11 protein-coding genes are annotated in these 14,342 nt (G+C 57.8%); 6 read left to right on the plus strand and 5 right to left on the minus strand.

The window, feature by feature from the left end:
• Positions 1-37 precede the first annotated feature (37 nt).
• The gene (locus tag L8H52_RS12445) at positions 38-430 is read left to right on the plus strand and encodes a GFA family protein (RefSeq protein WP_242207286.1); all 393 of its coding nucleotides are present in this window, start codon (positions 38-40) and stop codon (positions 428-430) included.
• Between the two features lie 144 nt (positions 431-574).
• Here the strand turns inward: L8H52_RS12445 and L8H52_RS12450 are convergent, their stop codons facing one another.
• Positions 575-1,405, minus strand: a complete 831-nt coding sequence (locus L8H52_RS12450; protein ID WP_242207287.1) for an alpha/beta hydrolase — start codon at positions 1,403-1,405, stop codon at positions 575-577.
• Between the two features lie 266 nt (positions 1,406-1,671).
• Between L8H52_RS12450 and L8H52_RS12455 the strand changes: the two genes are divergently transcribed.
• The 4 genes from L8H52_RS12455 (at position 1,672) to L8H52_RS12470 (ending at position 5,921) form a co-directional block, all read left to right on the plus strand.
• On the plus strand, positions 1,672-2,127 hold the full coding sequence (locus L8H52_RS12455) for a (2Fe-2S)-binding protein (protein WP_003224136.1): 456 nt from the start codon (positions 1,672-1,674) through the stop codon (positions 2,125-2,127).
• Between the two features lie 22 nt (positions 2,128-2,149).
• Positions 2,150-4,312, plus strand: coding sequence for a xanthine dehydrogenase family protein molybdopterin-binding subunit (locus L8H52_RS12460; RefSeq protein ID WP_242207288.1), 2,163 nt, complete (start codon positions 2,150-2,152; stop codon positions 4,310-4,312).
• A gap of 1 nt (position 4,313) precedes the next feature.
• On the plus strand, positions 4,314-4,892 hold the full coding sequence (locus L8H52_RS12465; protein ID WP_242207289.1) for a hypothetical protein: 579 nt from the start codon (positions 4,314-4,316) through the stop codon (positions 4,890-4,892).
• A 63-nt stretch (positions 4,893-4,955) separates the two neighbouring features.
• The gene (locus tag L8H52_RS12470; protein ID WP_242207290.1) at positions 4,956-5,921 is read left to right on the plus strand and encodes a sensor domain-containing diguanylate cyclase; all 966 of its coding nucleotides are present in this window, start codon (positions 4,956-4,958) and stop codon (positions 5,919-5,921) included.
• Positions 5,922-5,975: 54 nt separating this feature from the next.
• Here the strand turns inward: L8H52_RS12470 and L8H52_RS12475 are convergent, their stop codons facing one another.
• A complete protein-coding gene (locus tag L8H52_RS12475; protein WP_242207291.1) occupies positions 5,976-6,926 on the minus strand; it encodes a hypothetical protein in 951 nt (316 codons plus the stop codon).
• A gap of 447 nt (positions 6,927-7,373) precedes the next feature.
• On the opposite strand from L8H52_RS12475, the gene L8H52_RS12480 reads away from it, so the two are divergent.
• Positions 7,374-8,522: a hypothetical protein gene (locus L8H52_RS12480; protein ID WP_242207292.1), complete on the plus strand. Its 1,149-nt coding sequence runs from the start codon at positions 7,374-7,376 to the stop codon at positions 8,520-8,522.
• Positions 8,523-8,635: 113 nt separating this feature from the next.
• On the opposite strand, the gene L8H52_RS12485 is transcribed toward L8H52_RS12480, so the two are convergent.
• From L8H52_RS12485 to L8H52_RS12495, 3 genes are all read right to left on the minus strand, one after another.
• Positions 8,636-11,767 (minus strand): hypothetical protein, encoded by a 3,132-nt coding sequence (locus L8H52_RS12485; protein ID WP_242207293.1) that lies wholly within the window; start codon positions 11,765-11,767, stop codon positions 8,636-8,638.
• A 150-nt stretch (positions 11,768-11,917) separates the two neighbouring features.
• A complete protein-coding gene (fabI, locus tag L8H52_RS12490; RefSeq protein WP_007910591.1) occupies positions 11,918-12,712 on the minus strand; it encodes an enoyl-ACP reductase FabI in 795 nt (264 codons plus the stop codon).
• A 19-nt stretch (positions 12,713-12,731) separates the two neighbouring features.
• Complete coding sequence (locus L8H52_RS12495; RefSeq protein WP_242207294.1) at positions 12,732-14,342, minus strand: ABC transporter ATP-binding protein; 1,611 nt, start codon at positions 14,340-14,342, stop codon at positions 12,732-12,734.

The raw sequence follows: 14,342 nt of genomic DNA on the forward strand, positions 1-14,342 counted from the left end.
CTGTCGCTAATTTCAAATTCTGAAGAGGAGGTGTGACATGAATCGATTGACTGGCAGTTGCCTATGCGGTGATGTCCGTTTCGAAGTGACAGGTCAGCCTTACCGCGTGGGCATCTGCCACTGCCTCGACTGCCGCAAACGCCACGGCGCGCTGTTCGGTACCTCGGCCATATTTCCTGAGGATGCGTTGAAGGTCACCGGCGAAACCCGCGACTACAACGGGCGCTTTTTCTGCCCGCGCTGCGGCTCACCGGTGTTCACACGTTCGGCAGATGAAGTAGAGGTCAACGTCGGATCGCTCGATGAGCCTAATCAGTTCAAACCCACCTACGAACTCTGGACTATTCGCCGCGAGTCTTGGCTACCGGCGCTGCCACTAGCTCACCACTACGAGCGTGATCGTGAAAGCACGGGGTGCACTGAGGAATAAAGGATGTAAACCCAATCACATCCCCCTTGTGGGAGCGAGCCTGCTCGCGAAAGCGGTGGGTCATTCAGCTCAAGTTCAACTGACAGATCGCATTCGCGAGCAGGCTCGCTCCCACAGGGGGGAAGTGTACGGCTGCCAATGATCTCAGCCGCGAATAAACGCCAGCAGATCCGCGTTGATCGTTTCGGCCTCTGACGTCGGCATCCCGTGCGGGAATCCCGGATACGACTTCAGCGTGCCATTGGGCAGCAACTTCGCCGACAACGGCCCCGAATCCGCATACGGCACAATCTGATCATCCTCACCATGCATCACCAGCACCGGCACCGTGACCTTCTTCAAATCCTCGGTGAAATCGGTCTGCGAAAACGCGACGATCCCGTCATAATGCGCCTTCGCCCCGCCAATCATCCCTTGCCGCCACCAGTTGGCAATAATCCCTTCCGATGGCGTGGCACCCGGCCGGTTGTAGCCATAAAACGGCCCCGTCGGAATATCCCGATAAAACTGCGCGCGATTCGCCGCCAACTGCGCCTGAAAATCATCGAACACCGCTTTCGGCAGACCACCCGGATTGCTCTCGGTCTGCACCATCAATGGCGGCACCGCACTGATCAACACGCCTTTGGCGACGTTGTCCTGGCCATGCCGGGCGATGTAATGGATCACCTCACCGCCACCGGTCGAGTGGCCGACGTGCACGACGTTCTTCAGACCCAGATGATTGACCACCGCCAGCGTATCGTCGGCGTAATGATCCATATCGTGGCCATCCCAGACCTGACTCGAACGCCCATGCCCACGCCGATCATGGGCAACCACACGGAAGCCTTTGCCCAGAAAAAACAGCATCTGCGCATCCCAATCGTCCGAGCTGAGCGGCCAGCCGTGGTGGAAGTGGATCACCGGCGCGTCTTTCGGGCCCCAGTCTTTGTAGAAAATCTCGACGCCGTCTTTTGTGGTGACAAATCCCATGTTCGCAACTCCAGACCAATCTGATGGATAACCCGCGCGGTGATCGCGGACCGGTTTCGCTCATGACGAGTTTTCTACAGTGCAGGCTCAGTGCGAGCCGTTATCAACTGTAGGTATAAAGCCGACATCTGCATGACCGGTGGTCGCAACGTCTGGCTTCGTACGCAAATTAGGCTTTGCTGAAAGGGATAAGCCGAGGCGCGCGTAGGCATCGATGGCCACAGCGACGCCCCTTCAGAACACCGTGAGTCTGAGGAATTTCCCCGATGCTGACCTTGAATATCAATGGCAAGGATCAGGAGCTCGATGTCCCTGCGGACATGCCGTTGCTCTGGGTCCTGCGCGATGTCGCGCACCTGACCGGTACCAAATTCGGCTGCGGCATGGCCCAGTGCGGGGCCTGCACCGTGCACGTCGACGGGGCGCCGTTGCGTGCTTGCATCACCCCTGCGACGGCCGTGGCGCATGGACAGAAAATCCTCACCATCGAGGGCTTGTCCACCGACGGTTCGCACCCGGTGCAGCAAGCCTGGGCCGAACTCGACGTGGTGCAGTGCGGTTACTGCCAGTCGGGGCAGATCATGTCTGCGGCGGCACTGCTGGCGAAAATCCCCAAACCCACCGACAGCGATATCGATCAGGCGCTCTCCGGCAATATTTGCCGTTGCGGCACCTATCCCCGGATCCGCGCAGCAGTTAAACGCGCATCGGAAATCGGCTGATTCAGTCTGTGGGAGATAGGTGATGAACAGTCCTGTATCGCGTCGGGATTTTCTCAAGGGTAGTGCTGTGTTGGGCGGCGGCTTGATGGTGGCGTTTGTCGTCCCCAGCGGCCACAAGTTTGCCTATGCGGCGGAAAATGAAGGCAAGGTGTTTGCGCCGAATGCGTTCTTGCGCATTGCGGCAGACAACAGCGTCACCGTGTTGCTCGGGCATTCAGAGATGGGCCAGGGCATCTGGACCGGGCTGACCATGTTGATTGCCGAGGAGCTGGACGCGGACTGGTCGAAGATCCGCGTCGAACACTCGCCTGCGTCGGCGGCGGATTACGGCATGCCGGGGTTTGGTGGCATGCAGATTACCGGCGGCTCGACGTCGACGTGGATGGAGTTTGACCGTTATCGCCTGGCCGGCGCGACCGCTAGGCAGATGCTGGTGGAGGCGGCGGCGAAACGCTTTGAAGTGGCGCCATCGGCGATTCGCACCGAATCGGGCGTGGTGATCGCTGGCGATAAACACGCGACCTACGGAGAGCTGGCGGATGCCGCCGGGCAACTGCCGGCACCGGATCCGAAGTCGATTACGTTCAAGGAAGCCAAGGACTGGAAAGTCATTGGCAAGCCGACCAAACGCCTCGATACGCCGGAGAAAATCACTGGCCGTGCCAGGTTCGGCATGGACGTGCAGTTTGAAGGCTTGATGACCGCGATGGTCGCGCGCCCACCGGTATTCGGTGCCAGCGTTAAATCCTTCGAAGGCGCTGAAGCGTTGGCGGTGCCGGGCGTGCACAAGGTGGTGCAAGTGCCGACGGGCGTGGCGGTGATTGCCGAGCATTACTGGGCGGCGAAACTGGGCCGTGATGCGCTGAAGGTCGATTGGGATCTGGGGCCGAATGCAGATCTGAGCAGCGAGAAATTGCTGGCGAGTTTCCGCAAACTGGCCACGACGCAGGGCACATCGGCGAGTCAGGCCGGCGATGCCAAGGGCAGTTTCGGCAAAGCCGCGAAGAAGATCGATGTCGAATACAGCGTGCCGTATCTCGCCCACGCGCCGATGGAACCGCTCAACTGTACGGTGAAGATCAGCGCGGAAAAATGCGAGATCTGGACCGGCACACAATTCCAGACACTGGATCAAATGGTCGCCGGCAAGATCACCGGGCTGAAACCCGAGCAGGTCGAAATCCACACTGAGTTTTTGGGCGGTGGATTTGGTCGCCGGGCCAACCCGACCTCAGACTTTGTCGCCGAAGCAGTGCAGGTGGCGAAAGCCGCCGCGATGCCGGTGAAAACCGTGTGGTCGCGCGAAGACGATATCCGTGGCGGTTATTACCGTTCGATGTTCCTGCATCAAGCGAAGATCGGTTTGGGCGCGGATGGTTTGCCGTCGAGTTGGCAGCACGTGCTGGTCGGGCAGTCGATCATGACCGGCACGTTGATGGAGGCGACGATGGTCAAAAATGGCATCGATCCGACCTCGGTCGAAGGCGTGGCCGACAGTCCTTACGTCAAAGGTCTGGCCAATCACCAGGTCGATCTGCATTCGCCGCAAACCGGCATCAATGTGTTGTGGCTGCGCTCGGTGGGCCATAGTCACACCGGTTTTGTCATGGAGTCGCTGATCGATGAAATGGCCACGGCGGCGGGCAAGGATCCAGTCGAATACCGACGAACCTTGCTCAAGGATCATCCTCGGCATCTCGGTGTGCTCAATCTGGCGGTGGAAAAGGCCAATTGGAAAGCTCCTCTGCCGGACGGCCATGCGCTGGGCGTGGCGGTGCACGAGTCATTCGGCAGTTACGTGGCGCAGGTCGCCGAGGTGTCACAGGACAATCTGAAGATTCGCGTGCACCGCGTGGTTTGTGCGGTGGACTGCGGAATCGCGGTGAATCCTCAGAGCATCGCGGCGCAGATGGAGTCGTGCATCACTTTCGGTCTGGGCATGGCGCTGCACAGCAAACTGACGGTCAAGGACGGCGCGGTGGTGCAGTCCAACTATCACGATTATCAGGTGCTGCGGCTCAACGAGATGCCGGTGGTCGAGGTGCACATCGTGCCGAGCAGCGATAAACCCGGCGGTATCGGCGAGGCCGGTGTGCCGCCGACCGCGCCGGCGGTGGCCAACGCGGTGTTCGCCCTGACCGGGCAACGTCTGCGCGAGTTGCCGTTGCAACTGTCGGGGGTGTGAGATGAAACGACATCTGTTGTTGGGCACGGTGGTTTTGCTGGGTCTGGGTGGCTATGCCTCGGACTTGTTTGCTGATGATCAAGAGGCACTGAAAGCGTTCGGCACGGTGCAGAAAGTCTTTCAAAGTCCGCGCTGCCAGAACTGCCATATTCCCGGGGATTCGCCGCTGCAGTTCGACGCCGGCATTCCCCACGCGATGAACGTGGTGCGCGGCATGGACGGCAAGGGCGCGGCCGGTTTGCCCTGCGCTACCTGCCATGCGGAAAACAATCCGCCGGCCAGTTACGGCCCGCATGCGCCACCGGGGGCACCGCACTGGAGCCTGCCGCCGGCGTCACACAAAATGGCCTGGATTGGCCTGCCGCCGGACAAGCTCTGCGCGATGATCAAGGATCGTTCGAGCAACGGCGATCGCGACTTTGCCGCGCTGATCAAGCACGTCAGCGAAGACAAACTGGTGCTGTGGGGCTGGAACCCGGGGGCAGGGCGCGCGCCGGTGCCAGTGCCGCACGATATTTTTGTCACGCAATTCAAGCTGTGGGCCGATGCCGGCGGGCCGTGTCCGGTGGCGGGGATCTGATGAGAGGAACCCACGCGGATTTAACGCTACGCTGAAGAGCATTGATGCCAACGGAGTGTGCGAATGCTGGTTCCAGGAAAACCCGCGAATGAGGATAAACGTCTTCAAGTGCTGCACGGCCTTGACCTGCTTGACTCGGCCCCGGAGGAGCGGTTCGACCGACTGACACGGCTGGCCAAGCGCCTGTTCAACGTGCCGATTGCACTGGTGACGCTGGTCGACAAGGATCGGCAGTGGTTCAAGTCCTGCGTGGGGCTGGATGCCACTGAAACTCCAAGGGATGTTTCGTTCTGTGGCCACGCGATACTTCAGAACGAACTTCTGTTGGTGCCTGACGCCAGGGAGGATGTGCGTTTCCATGACAATCCGCTGGTGACTGGCGCGCCGAATATCCGCTTCTACGCCGGTTACCCCTTGACCGTGCCCAACGGCAATAAAATGGGCACGCTGTGCCTGATCGACACCAAACCTCGTGAACTCGACGATGAAGAGCGCGCGTTGTTGCGCGATCTGGCGGAAATGGCCGAGCAAGAGCTGACGGCCGTGCAGATGGCGAGCATGGACGAACTGACGCTGCTGTCCAACCGTCGCGGCTTCAAACAATTGGCTCAGCATGCGCTGGACGCCTGCGCCCGATTGGAGCGCCCGGCAACCTTGCTGTTTTTTGATCTGAATGATTTCAAGCAGATCAACGATCTTTATGGCCATGCCGAGGGCGACAGTGCGCTGAAGACCTTCGCCGATGTGCTGCGCATCGCCTTTCGCGAAAGCGATGTGGTCGGGCGCTTGGGCGGCGATGAATTTGTCGCACTGTTGACCGGCTCAAGCCACATCGAAACCACGGCAATCATGGCGCGGCTCAAGGAAATTCTCGAAGAGCGCAATGCCACGTTGCACCGGGGTTATGCGATCCGCTTCAGCGTCGGGCAGATTGAATACGACGCCAAACGCCATGAGACCGTGGATCGACTGTTGGCGGATGCCGATGGCGCGATGTATGCGCACAAGCAGGCACTGAAGCGTTGTTGATTTGACAGTCATCAGGGCAAGCCCGCACTTTCGCGACGGCTTGCTCAGATGTTTTTACGACACCGTAACGTCGTTGTGAAACTGATCTGCGGGACGAACGCACACTAAAGGACTCAGAAAGTCGATGTGAAAGCCGGATGAACCGTCGCCAATTGCTAAATGAATCCCGCTGATGCCTTCGTTCATTTGTGAGTTGATTCCGTAATTAATATCTGCAGCGATGCGCTTGTTCACGCCAACGGCGAACTCTGTCAGTTTCAGCCCTCGATTGCCTGCCGCCAGATCAAGTAGTTTGATCTGTTCTTCATTTTGCACTTTAAGTGAGCTTACAGCGTTGTCTTTTACTGACAACAGAGCGCCTTCTTGTGCAATTCGATTTCGCAACCACTCAAGCGAAGATCTTAATCCTGTGGGCAATGTCGGATTTGGTTTTCTAAGGACGGTTAAAATCCCTGAAATCCTTAACGTGCCGTTAAATGTAAATGGGCATGGCTCATCTGCTTTCATATGCGCGTAATGGACTTCAAAGAGCTCCGCCACAGACTGGACAAAGCTTCCACTCAGATCTTCAGAAAGTAGTGCGTAAGGCTGTGCATGGGGATGAATGACCAATGAAGCATCAGCGTTGTTGCCAGAAAAGCAAAATGTCTGGTGGGAATTCAACATGTGCAGTACGGATCGTTGCGTATTGATGCATTGTTCAATATCGCTGCTGAGCAGAAGCCTCAGGCTATAGAGTGCGGCAGCTACGGACGGCTCAAAAACTTGTGTTGCACAGAAAATACTTCTCTGCAATGGCGTATTTTTCGAGACCTCAAACATCGCTTTTGCTGCATCGTTGCTGAAGGAAAAAACAATACTGTTTTTGGGGAGTTCAGTCAGTTTCGAGAGTTGAGCTGTCTTGAAACCAAGAAGCGCGCACTCTTCAAGAAATTCATCGGAGTCGGCAACAATTGAAAACTCTTCATGGTCGAAAAGTGTAGAAATCATGGTCGAGGTGGACATCGAATGCTCCTTGTTGATAAGTGCGCGACAAAATAGATTGTCGCGCTTTAAGGGCTATTCAATCTTCAGTATGAGCCCAGGCCAGAGGTGCCCATCCAAAGTTTTCAGGGCCGGAAGTGATTCGTTTCAGGTTTTCTTCGTTGTTTATTTCAGATTTCATTTCTATATCCTTATTGGTTTGCAGTTTCTCCCGGGATCGGGAGTGGAAGAATTAATACATGAGCAGTCTGGTCGGTTAAATAATTATTTTGGTGTTTTAAGACCGATTTTTTATTTGCGCTGGCTTTTCTGTGGAATTCTGTTATTTCTGTGGGGAGAGGCTGTAGTCCAGTTCTGAAAGTTTGCTGTTGGTTGTATTTGTTGTTGTGATCGTCAGGTGTTTGTAGTTAGGTTTATTTATGGTCTTTTTATCTGGCTTTTATAAATCGTGGATACAGGGGGCGAATAGTGCGCGTATCGAAGAAATACCTGACAGATGCATCTGTCCACCAGGCTTTGCTATTGAATGATTTAACCGAACAGGCACATCCCGAGCACGCAGTACGGATATTGCTCAATGAAGTGCTTCGAGGACTTGCCACGATCGGCTGGCCTCGAGCACAGATACAGGTGGGGCCGAGGATCGTGTCCGCCGAGGAAAATTACGGCTTGCTCGGTTATGACTCCACCGAGATCACACTCGGCAGTGAGCACACCCGGTGGGTCGATGAGTATTCGCTTCTGCGCACGCAAACCACCAGTCAAATTCCCATAGCGCTTCAACTCGCTGCTCAGGCACGTCAATCGGGACAAATGGTCTTGCTGGCCGCGCCGGGAATCACTTTCAGACGTGACAGCCGGGATCGCTGGCACTGTGCTGAGCCGCATCAGATGGATATTTGGGTACTGGGGGATCCGGAACTGGCATCGCATGGAAATCTGCTGCGTCTGGTGAGCGATATTCTGGGATTCGCTGTTCCTGGAAAGCCTTGGGTCTATAGCGAGAGTCCGCATCACTACACGGAGGGCGGAATTGAAGTGAATGTGTTGAATGAAGGCGCGCCGGTGGAGGTTCTGGAGTGTGGCCGCATCGCGAAATCACTGTTGGAACGCTTGGCAATTGACCCGCAGCGGCATGGCGGGCTAGCGCTTGGCATGGGTCTGGATCGTTTGACAATGTTGCACAAAGGCATTCCGGATATTCGTTTGTTACGCGATCAAAACCCCCGCGTGCAGGCGCAAATGCATGATTTGGAGCCGTGGACTGCGGTCTCTCGCTTACCTTCGATTGTTCGTGATATCTCATTGGCCGTAAGCCCGGGTCTTAGTGAGGAAATTCTGACCGAGCGGATGTTGCAGGCGGCAGGTGATTGTTCGGGCTGGATTGAGGAAATGCAATTAAAGGGACGTTGGCCTTATTCGGATTTGCCGGTGAAAGCCATCGAACGACTCGGGTTGTTGCCGGGACAAGAGAACGTGCTTTTGCGGGTGGTGTTGCGAGATTGCTCGCGATCGATTACGACGGCCGAGGCAAATGCCGTGTATGCGGATATACAAACTGCGATGCATGAGGGCGCGCCGGGGGCGGGGTACAGAATGGATCTAACGAAAGCCTGAAGATCCCGTGTACAGATAACCCGCCAGGTCGGCGGGTTTCTTAGGTGCGCCAGACATCCTGCTCGATCTCACCAGGCATCACATCTTGTCTGACACCGATGCACGACACGGCATTATTTGGGCGGAGTCAGAGTCGCGTAAAACTTCAGCCATTGCTCTTTATTGCCATCGGCATCCTTGAGCGCCGGTGCGATCAGGGCTTGTTGCAGTGCCTGGTTTTCGTAGGCATCGAACAGGTGCCGGACAGCGGTGCTGGCGATGGCTTCGACCTTTTTCGAGGAAAAGGTATCGGGAACGTCGCTGCGTGTCTGCTGCGCCAAGGGTGCGCCGTGAACGTCGAGGCAGCGGATGAGTGCGTTGCACGTGGCGTTGGCGACGGGCGAGGTTCCGTTGCGATAGGCCAGGGCATCGAAAGGCAGCGATTTCGCCTTCGCGTTTGCAGCAGACGGCGTCAGCAGGGCGAGATCGATATCGCGCCGCAGAACCACCTCCGAGCGTTGGGTGAAAATTTCGAAGACCCTGTCGGTCGTCCCGCGTAACAGAGCAATGATCGCGAACGGTGCGGTGTCACCAGCGGGTTTTATTTGCCCCGCAAGTTTTTTTGCCGAGGAGGGCAGCGCCTGCAGGGCGAGCAACTCCAGGGTGTTGTCTTCGATGTCGAGCCGTTGCGCGAGCGGCAAACGGCAGAAGGCTTCCTTGATCAAGGCGATATGGGCGTTTTTCATTTGCTTGAGGCGCGCAGCCAGCGCCGCATGAAAGAGCGTCGGCACGTGGCGGAGCCTGGCAAATGATGCGCTGATTGAGGTCAACGAGACCTGCGCATGGTTCGATTGCCAGGCCTGCATATCGGTGGAGAGCCTGGCCGCCAGGTGCAATTCGATCAGCGAGTAACAGTCATTTTTCGATGCTGGAAGAAACAGCGCCTTGTCCTCCAGATGCGCATGATCGACCAAGACCTTGCGCAGATCATTCAGGGCGAGCGTGGCGGGCGCCGGGAATGTCGCCATAAAAGCATGCCGGTAAAGCAGGCGCATCTGTCGATTGTGGTTGCGAAAGGCAATATCGGCGCGCTTCAGCGAGACGGCGTCATAGACAGTCGCCGAGCTTGCGGATTCGCGCTGGATCAAGCCTCTGACCACTGCCCAGTCCAGCACGGCCGAGGCGCAGGCATTACTGCGCAGGAACGTGTAGAAGTCCGCCGGAACCTGCCCTTTGTTCAGCGTCGACAATTGTTCGTACGTCATCAGGCGTGCCACGCCGGGAAAACGGTTTTCGATATAAAGCACGATCTGTTTCAACCTGACCCAGCGCACGCAACTCATGTAATGCATGTTGGCGGGAATATCACGGATCAAAAATTCCGGGGCAAGGCCGGATAACAAAAGATGGGTGGCCAGGGTCTTGTTTTTTACCAGCGTCAGACCGAATTGGTGATCGATAAAGCGTCGCACCTCCTCGTAACTCTCGCCCCAGAAAAACGGGTCATTCAACGACTGGCCGATGATACGGTCCAGATGCTCACCCGCTGTCGCGTCGAGGCTGAGAATCAGCGCCGCGATGAGCAGGCGCTCGCGATTGGTGGCCAGAAGTGCCTTGGTGTGAACAGGCGCGGCAAGTTTGTCGAGTAATTCATGGCCCAATGACCGGGCTCGCGCGGTGATCAGAATCCGGCTGATCAGATAATCGGCTTTGGCCTTGAGGGTGGCGAGCGGCAGATCGGTATCGACGCCTTCGCTCAGATAATCGATCAATGGTTCCGCGTCCTTGGGCATGAACGCAGCGGTGGTCTCAATGATGATTCGCCGTTGCTCGGCAGTGAAACGCTCGGTCTGTTTGCCAGGCTGACCCAATAAATACCAGGGATTCATGTGCCCGGGGCGCATGTGCAAGTTTGACTTCTCCCATTTGGCGACAAGCAGTGCCTGCTCGACCGTTTTGGGCATTGATATCTGGTAGAAGCCCAGCATTTGCGCAAGGCTGACCTGGCCGCTGACGCGAAGAGCACCGCCGGCTTCACGTGCCTGGTCCCTGAGTCGATCACGCCGGGATTTCAGGCCTGCGTGTTTTTCCACCTGCGGGGTCAGCGTGACCCAGCCGTGCTCGCTGGACGTACCGACGTGACCGGTAGCGGTCAACAGCAGTTGACTGTCCGCAGGCAATTTGTGTTGCAGCAAAATAGCCTGGAACGCCGGATCGGACCGCAGCTTCAGCAAATCACGTTGGCCGATTGCAATACGTTCACCCAGGTCCGAGGCGGCAATCGGTTCACTGAGTTCTTCCAGATCGATTTTCGCCGTGGGGGTCTTGTTCCAGCTCAGGCCTTCCAGACGCCGGACGATATGCCGACAGTCTTCGATATCGGCGAACCCTTCCTGATAGTGCTTGATCCGGATTCCGGTCTGTACATATTCGCTGACGTAGGGCAGCGGCGGCCAGTCGTGCTGTCGCAAGCGTTGCGCAAGCGCCCGAGCCTCCTCGACATTTTCCGGTTGAGGCGATCCGTAGCTCGCCAGCAGCTGACCGAGCTTGAGACGCGGACCGCCGCGCGTGGCCAGGACGGACGCCGAGTTGAGTGACACGGGAGTGTTGGCGAGGCCGCGTTGCTCGAACGGATCGCTGCTGCGCACCACGTTATCGATGGTTTCGGCGATGACCTTGAAGTCCTGCAGCTGCGCGGTCCGTTCCTTGACCACCGCAGAGGTAGTGGTGCCGTTTTGATCGATTGCAGCAAGACCGCCAGCCTTCAATTCGGCGACGATCACTTTCGCCTGAATCGCGTTTTGCGGCTCCGGATAACCGTAAAACGCCAGTACTACTTCACGGGGAAACCGATGCAGCGGATTGGCGGATTTACCACCGATGTAGGGCAAGCCGAGCCTGCCGGGGTCGATGTGCTGGGAAATGGACAATAACATCGGCGCCATCTGCCACCAGCCGGAGTCATCCTCCAGCGTGAAGGTGCGCAGGCTAGTGGTGCCGTTTGCCGGAGTCTGCGCCAGCAGGGTGTCGCCCTTGAGACGCAAGGTATCCAGATCGATGTGGAAGCGGCTGGCCCAGTCCAGAAACTCGGGACGTTCAAGGGCTGTCCAGTAAAGCTCCATCCATTCACGCAGAAGGCATGCGCGAGGGATTTCGAGCGTTCGCGCAGGGGCATCGGGCGTGATCACGGGGGCTGCGGTCAGTTCGGCAATAAGGTTTTGAATCAGGGTCTGTTGCGGGGGCAGGGTGGGTGGTGTGTCGCTCATCTGTGCTCTCCTTGGCGGCTGACAGGCTTCAAGCGCCGATTATCGAGCGAGGGACAACAGGCCGGGCGGTACATATGTAGTGCAGGAGCGGTTTGCTTCAGGCATAAAAAAACCCGCCGGATCGGCGGGTTTTTATCGGCTAAGCGAAGATCACTCTTCGATGTTGCCCATGGCGGTGGTGTTGAAGCCACCGTCGACGTACATGATTTCGCCGCTGATGCCCGACGCCAGGTCGGAGCACAGGAAGGCGCCGGCGTTGCCGACTTCGTCGATGGTGACGTTGCGACGCAGCGGGGTTTGCGCTTCGTTGGCGGCCAGCATTTTGCGGAAGTTCTTGATGCCCGACGCTGCCAGGGTACGGATCGGGCCAGCCGATACGCAGTTGACGCGGGTGCCGTCCGGGCCCAGGGAACCGGCCAGGTAACGTACGCCAGCTTCCAGCGAAGCCTTGGCCATGCCCATCACGTTGTAGTTCGGCATGGTGCGCTCGGCGCCCAGGTACGACAGGGTCAGCAGGCTGCCGTTGCGGCCTTTCATCATTTCGCGGCCGGCTTTGGCCAGGGCCACGAAGCTGTAGGCGCTGATGTCGTGAGCGATGCGGAAACCGTCACGGGTGGTGGCTTCGGTGAAGTCGCCGTCCAGTTGGTCGCCCGGGGCGAAACCAACGGAGTGAACGATGCAGTCCAGGCCGTCCCACTTCTTGCTCAGTGCTTCGAAGACCTTGGCGATTTCTTCATCGCTGGCCACGTCGCACGGGAAGCACAGCTCAGGGCTCGAACCCCAGCCTTGAGCGAATTCTTCAACACGACCTTTCAGTTTGTCGTTCTGATAAGTGAAGGCAAGCTCAGCGCCCTCGCGATGCATGGCGGCAGCGATGCCGGATGCGATGGACAGCTTGCTGGCGACACCGACGATCAGTACGCGCTTACCGGCGAGAAAACCCATGTGTTGCTCCTCTTTCAGGTTATTGCGCAGTGGCTGGTGCCAAAAAAGCGGCTTCCAGCAACTGCTGTGTATACGGATGTTGGGGGGCGGCAAAAATACTTTGCGCGTCTCCCTGTTCGACCACTTGGCCATGCTTGACCACCATCAACTGGTGGCTCAGCGCTTTGACGACAGCCAGGTCATGGCTGATAAACAAATACGTCAGGTTGTACTTGGCTTGCAGTGAACGCAACAGCTCCACCACTTGCCGCTGCACCGTGCGGTCGAGCGCCGACGTCGGCTCGTCCAGCAGGATCAGCGCCGGTTTCAGCACCAAAGCCCGGGCAATGGCGATTCGTTGCCGTTGCCCACCGGAAAATTCGTGGGGGTAGCGGTGCCGGGTTTCCGGATCCAGACCTACCTCCTTCAATGCCGCAATAATCGCCGCCTGTTGTTCCTCAGCGGTGCCCATCTTGTGAATCCGCAGGCCTTCGCCAACGATGTCACTGACACACATGCGCGGGCTCAGGCTGCCAAACGGGTCCTGAAACACCACCTGCATCTCCCGACGCAACGGGCGAACCTCGTTCTGCGTCAGGCAGTCTAGCTGTTTGCCTTCAAAGCGGATCGCGCCTTTGCTGCCAATCAGCCGCAAAATCGCCAGACCCAGCGTGGATTTGCCGGAACCGCTTTCGCCGACAATCCCCAGGGTCTGACCCTGCGGCAGGCTGAAATTGATGCCGTCCACTGCCTTGACGTGATCCACCGTGCGCTTGAGCAGGCCTTTCTTGATCGGGAACCAGACTTTCAGGTCCTCGACCTCAAGCAGCGGCGGCCCGATTTTATTGCTCGCCGGACCTCCGCTGGGCTCCGCGCCGAGCAATTCCCGAGTGTACGGATGCTGTGGCGAACGGAACAGCTCTGCGCACGATGCCTGTTCGACGATGCAACCGCGCTGCATGACACATACGCGATGCGCAATTCTTCGCACCAGGTTCAAATCGTGACTGATCAGTAACAGCGACATGCCCAATCTGGCCTGCAGTTCCTTGAGCAAATCGAGGATTTTCAGCTGAACGGTCACGTCCAGAGCCGTGGTCGGCTCGTCGGCAATCAGCAGTTCCGGCTCGTTGGCCAGGGCCATGGCGATCATCACCCGCTGGCGCTGACCGCCGGACAATTCATGGGGCAGGGCCTTGAGGCGCTTGTGCGGCTCGGGGATGCCGACCATCTCCAGCAGCTCCAGCGTGCGCTTGGTCGCGACTTTGCCGGTCAGGCCTTTGTGGATGCCGAGCACCTCGTTGATCTGCTTCTCGATCGAGTGCAACGGGTTCAGCGAGGTCATCGGCTCTTGAAAGATCATCGCGATGCGGTTGCCGCGAATATGGCGGATGGTCTTTTCGCTGAGGCCCAGCAGGTTTTGCCCGGCATAGTTGATGCTGCCGGCCGGATGACGGGCCATCGGGTACGGCAGCAGGCGCAGGATCGAGTGGGCGGTCACCGATTTTCCCGAGCCGGATTCGCCGACCAGCGCCAGGGTTTCGCCACGCTTGATGTCGAAACTCACGCCTTCGACGACCCGGTGCACACGCTCGCCGAAACCGAATTCGACGGCGAGGTCGCGCACTTCGATCAGATTGTCCTGATTCAT

This window comes from Pseudomonas sp. CROZ-RG-20F-R04-15 (assembly GCF_022662375.1).
In the GTDB taxonomy this organism is placed as follows: Bacteria; Pseudomonadota; Gammaproteobacteria; order Pseudomonadales; family Pseudomonadaceae; genus Aquipseudomonas.

Bases quoted from the DNA above. Each gene is read 5' to 3' on its own strand.
- L8H52_RS12445 (WP_242207286.1), top strand. From the start codon at position 38: ATGAATCGATTGACTGGCAGTTGCCTATGCGGTGATGTCCGTTTCGAA.
- fabI (WP_007910591.1), bottom strand. From the start codon at position 12,712: ATGGGTTTTCTCGCCGGTAAGCGCGTACTGATCGTCGGTGTCGCCAGC.
- L8H52_RS12470 (WP_242207290.1), top strand. From the start codon at position 4,956: ATGCTGGTTCCAGGAAAACCCGCGAATGAGGATAAACGTCTTCAAGTG.
- L8H52_RS12485 (WP_242207293.1), bottom strand. From the start codon at position 11,767: ATGAGCGACACACCACCCACCCTGCCCCCGCAACAGACCCTGATTCAA.
- L8H52_RS12495 (WP_242207294.1), bottom strand. From the start codon at position 14,342: ATGAATCAGGACAATCTGATCGAAGTGCGCGACCTCGCCGTCGAATTC.
- L8H52_RS12465 (WP_242207289.1), top strand. From the start codon at position 4,314: ATGAAACGACATCTGTTGTTGGGCACGGTGGTTTTGCTGGGTCTGGGT.
- L8H52_RS12475 (WP_242207291.1), bottom strand. From the start codon at position 6,926: ATGTCCACCTCGACCATGATTTCTACACTTTTCGACCATGAAGAGTTT.
- L8H52_RS12460 (WP_242207288.1), top strand. From the start codon at position 2,150: ATGAACAGTCCTGTATCGCGTCGGGATTTTCTCAAGGGTAGTGCTGTG.
- L8H52_RS12455 (WP_003224136.1), top strand. From the start codon at position 1,672: ATGCTGACCTTGAATATCAATGGCAAGGATCAGGAGCTCGATGTCCCT.
- L8H52_RS12450 (WP_242207287.1), bottom strand. From the start codon at position 1,405: ATGGGATTTGTCACCACAAAAGACGGCGTCGAGATTTTCTACAAAGAC.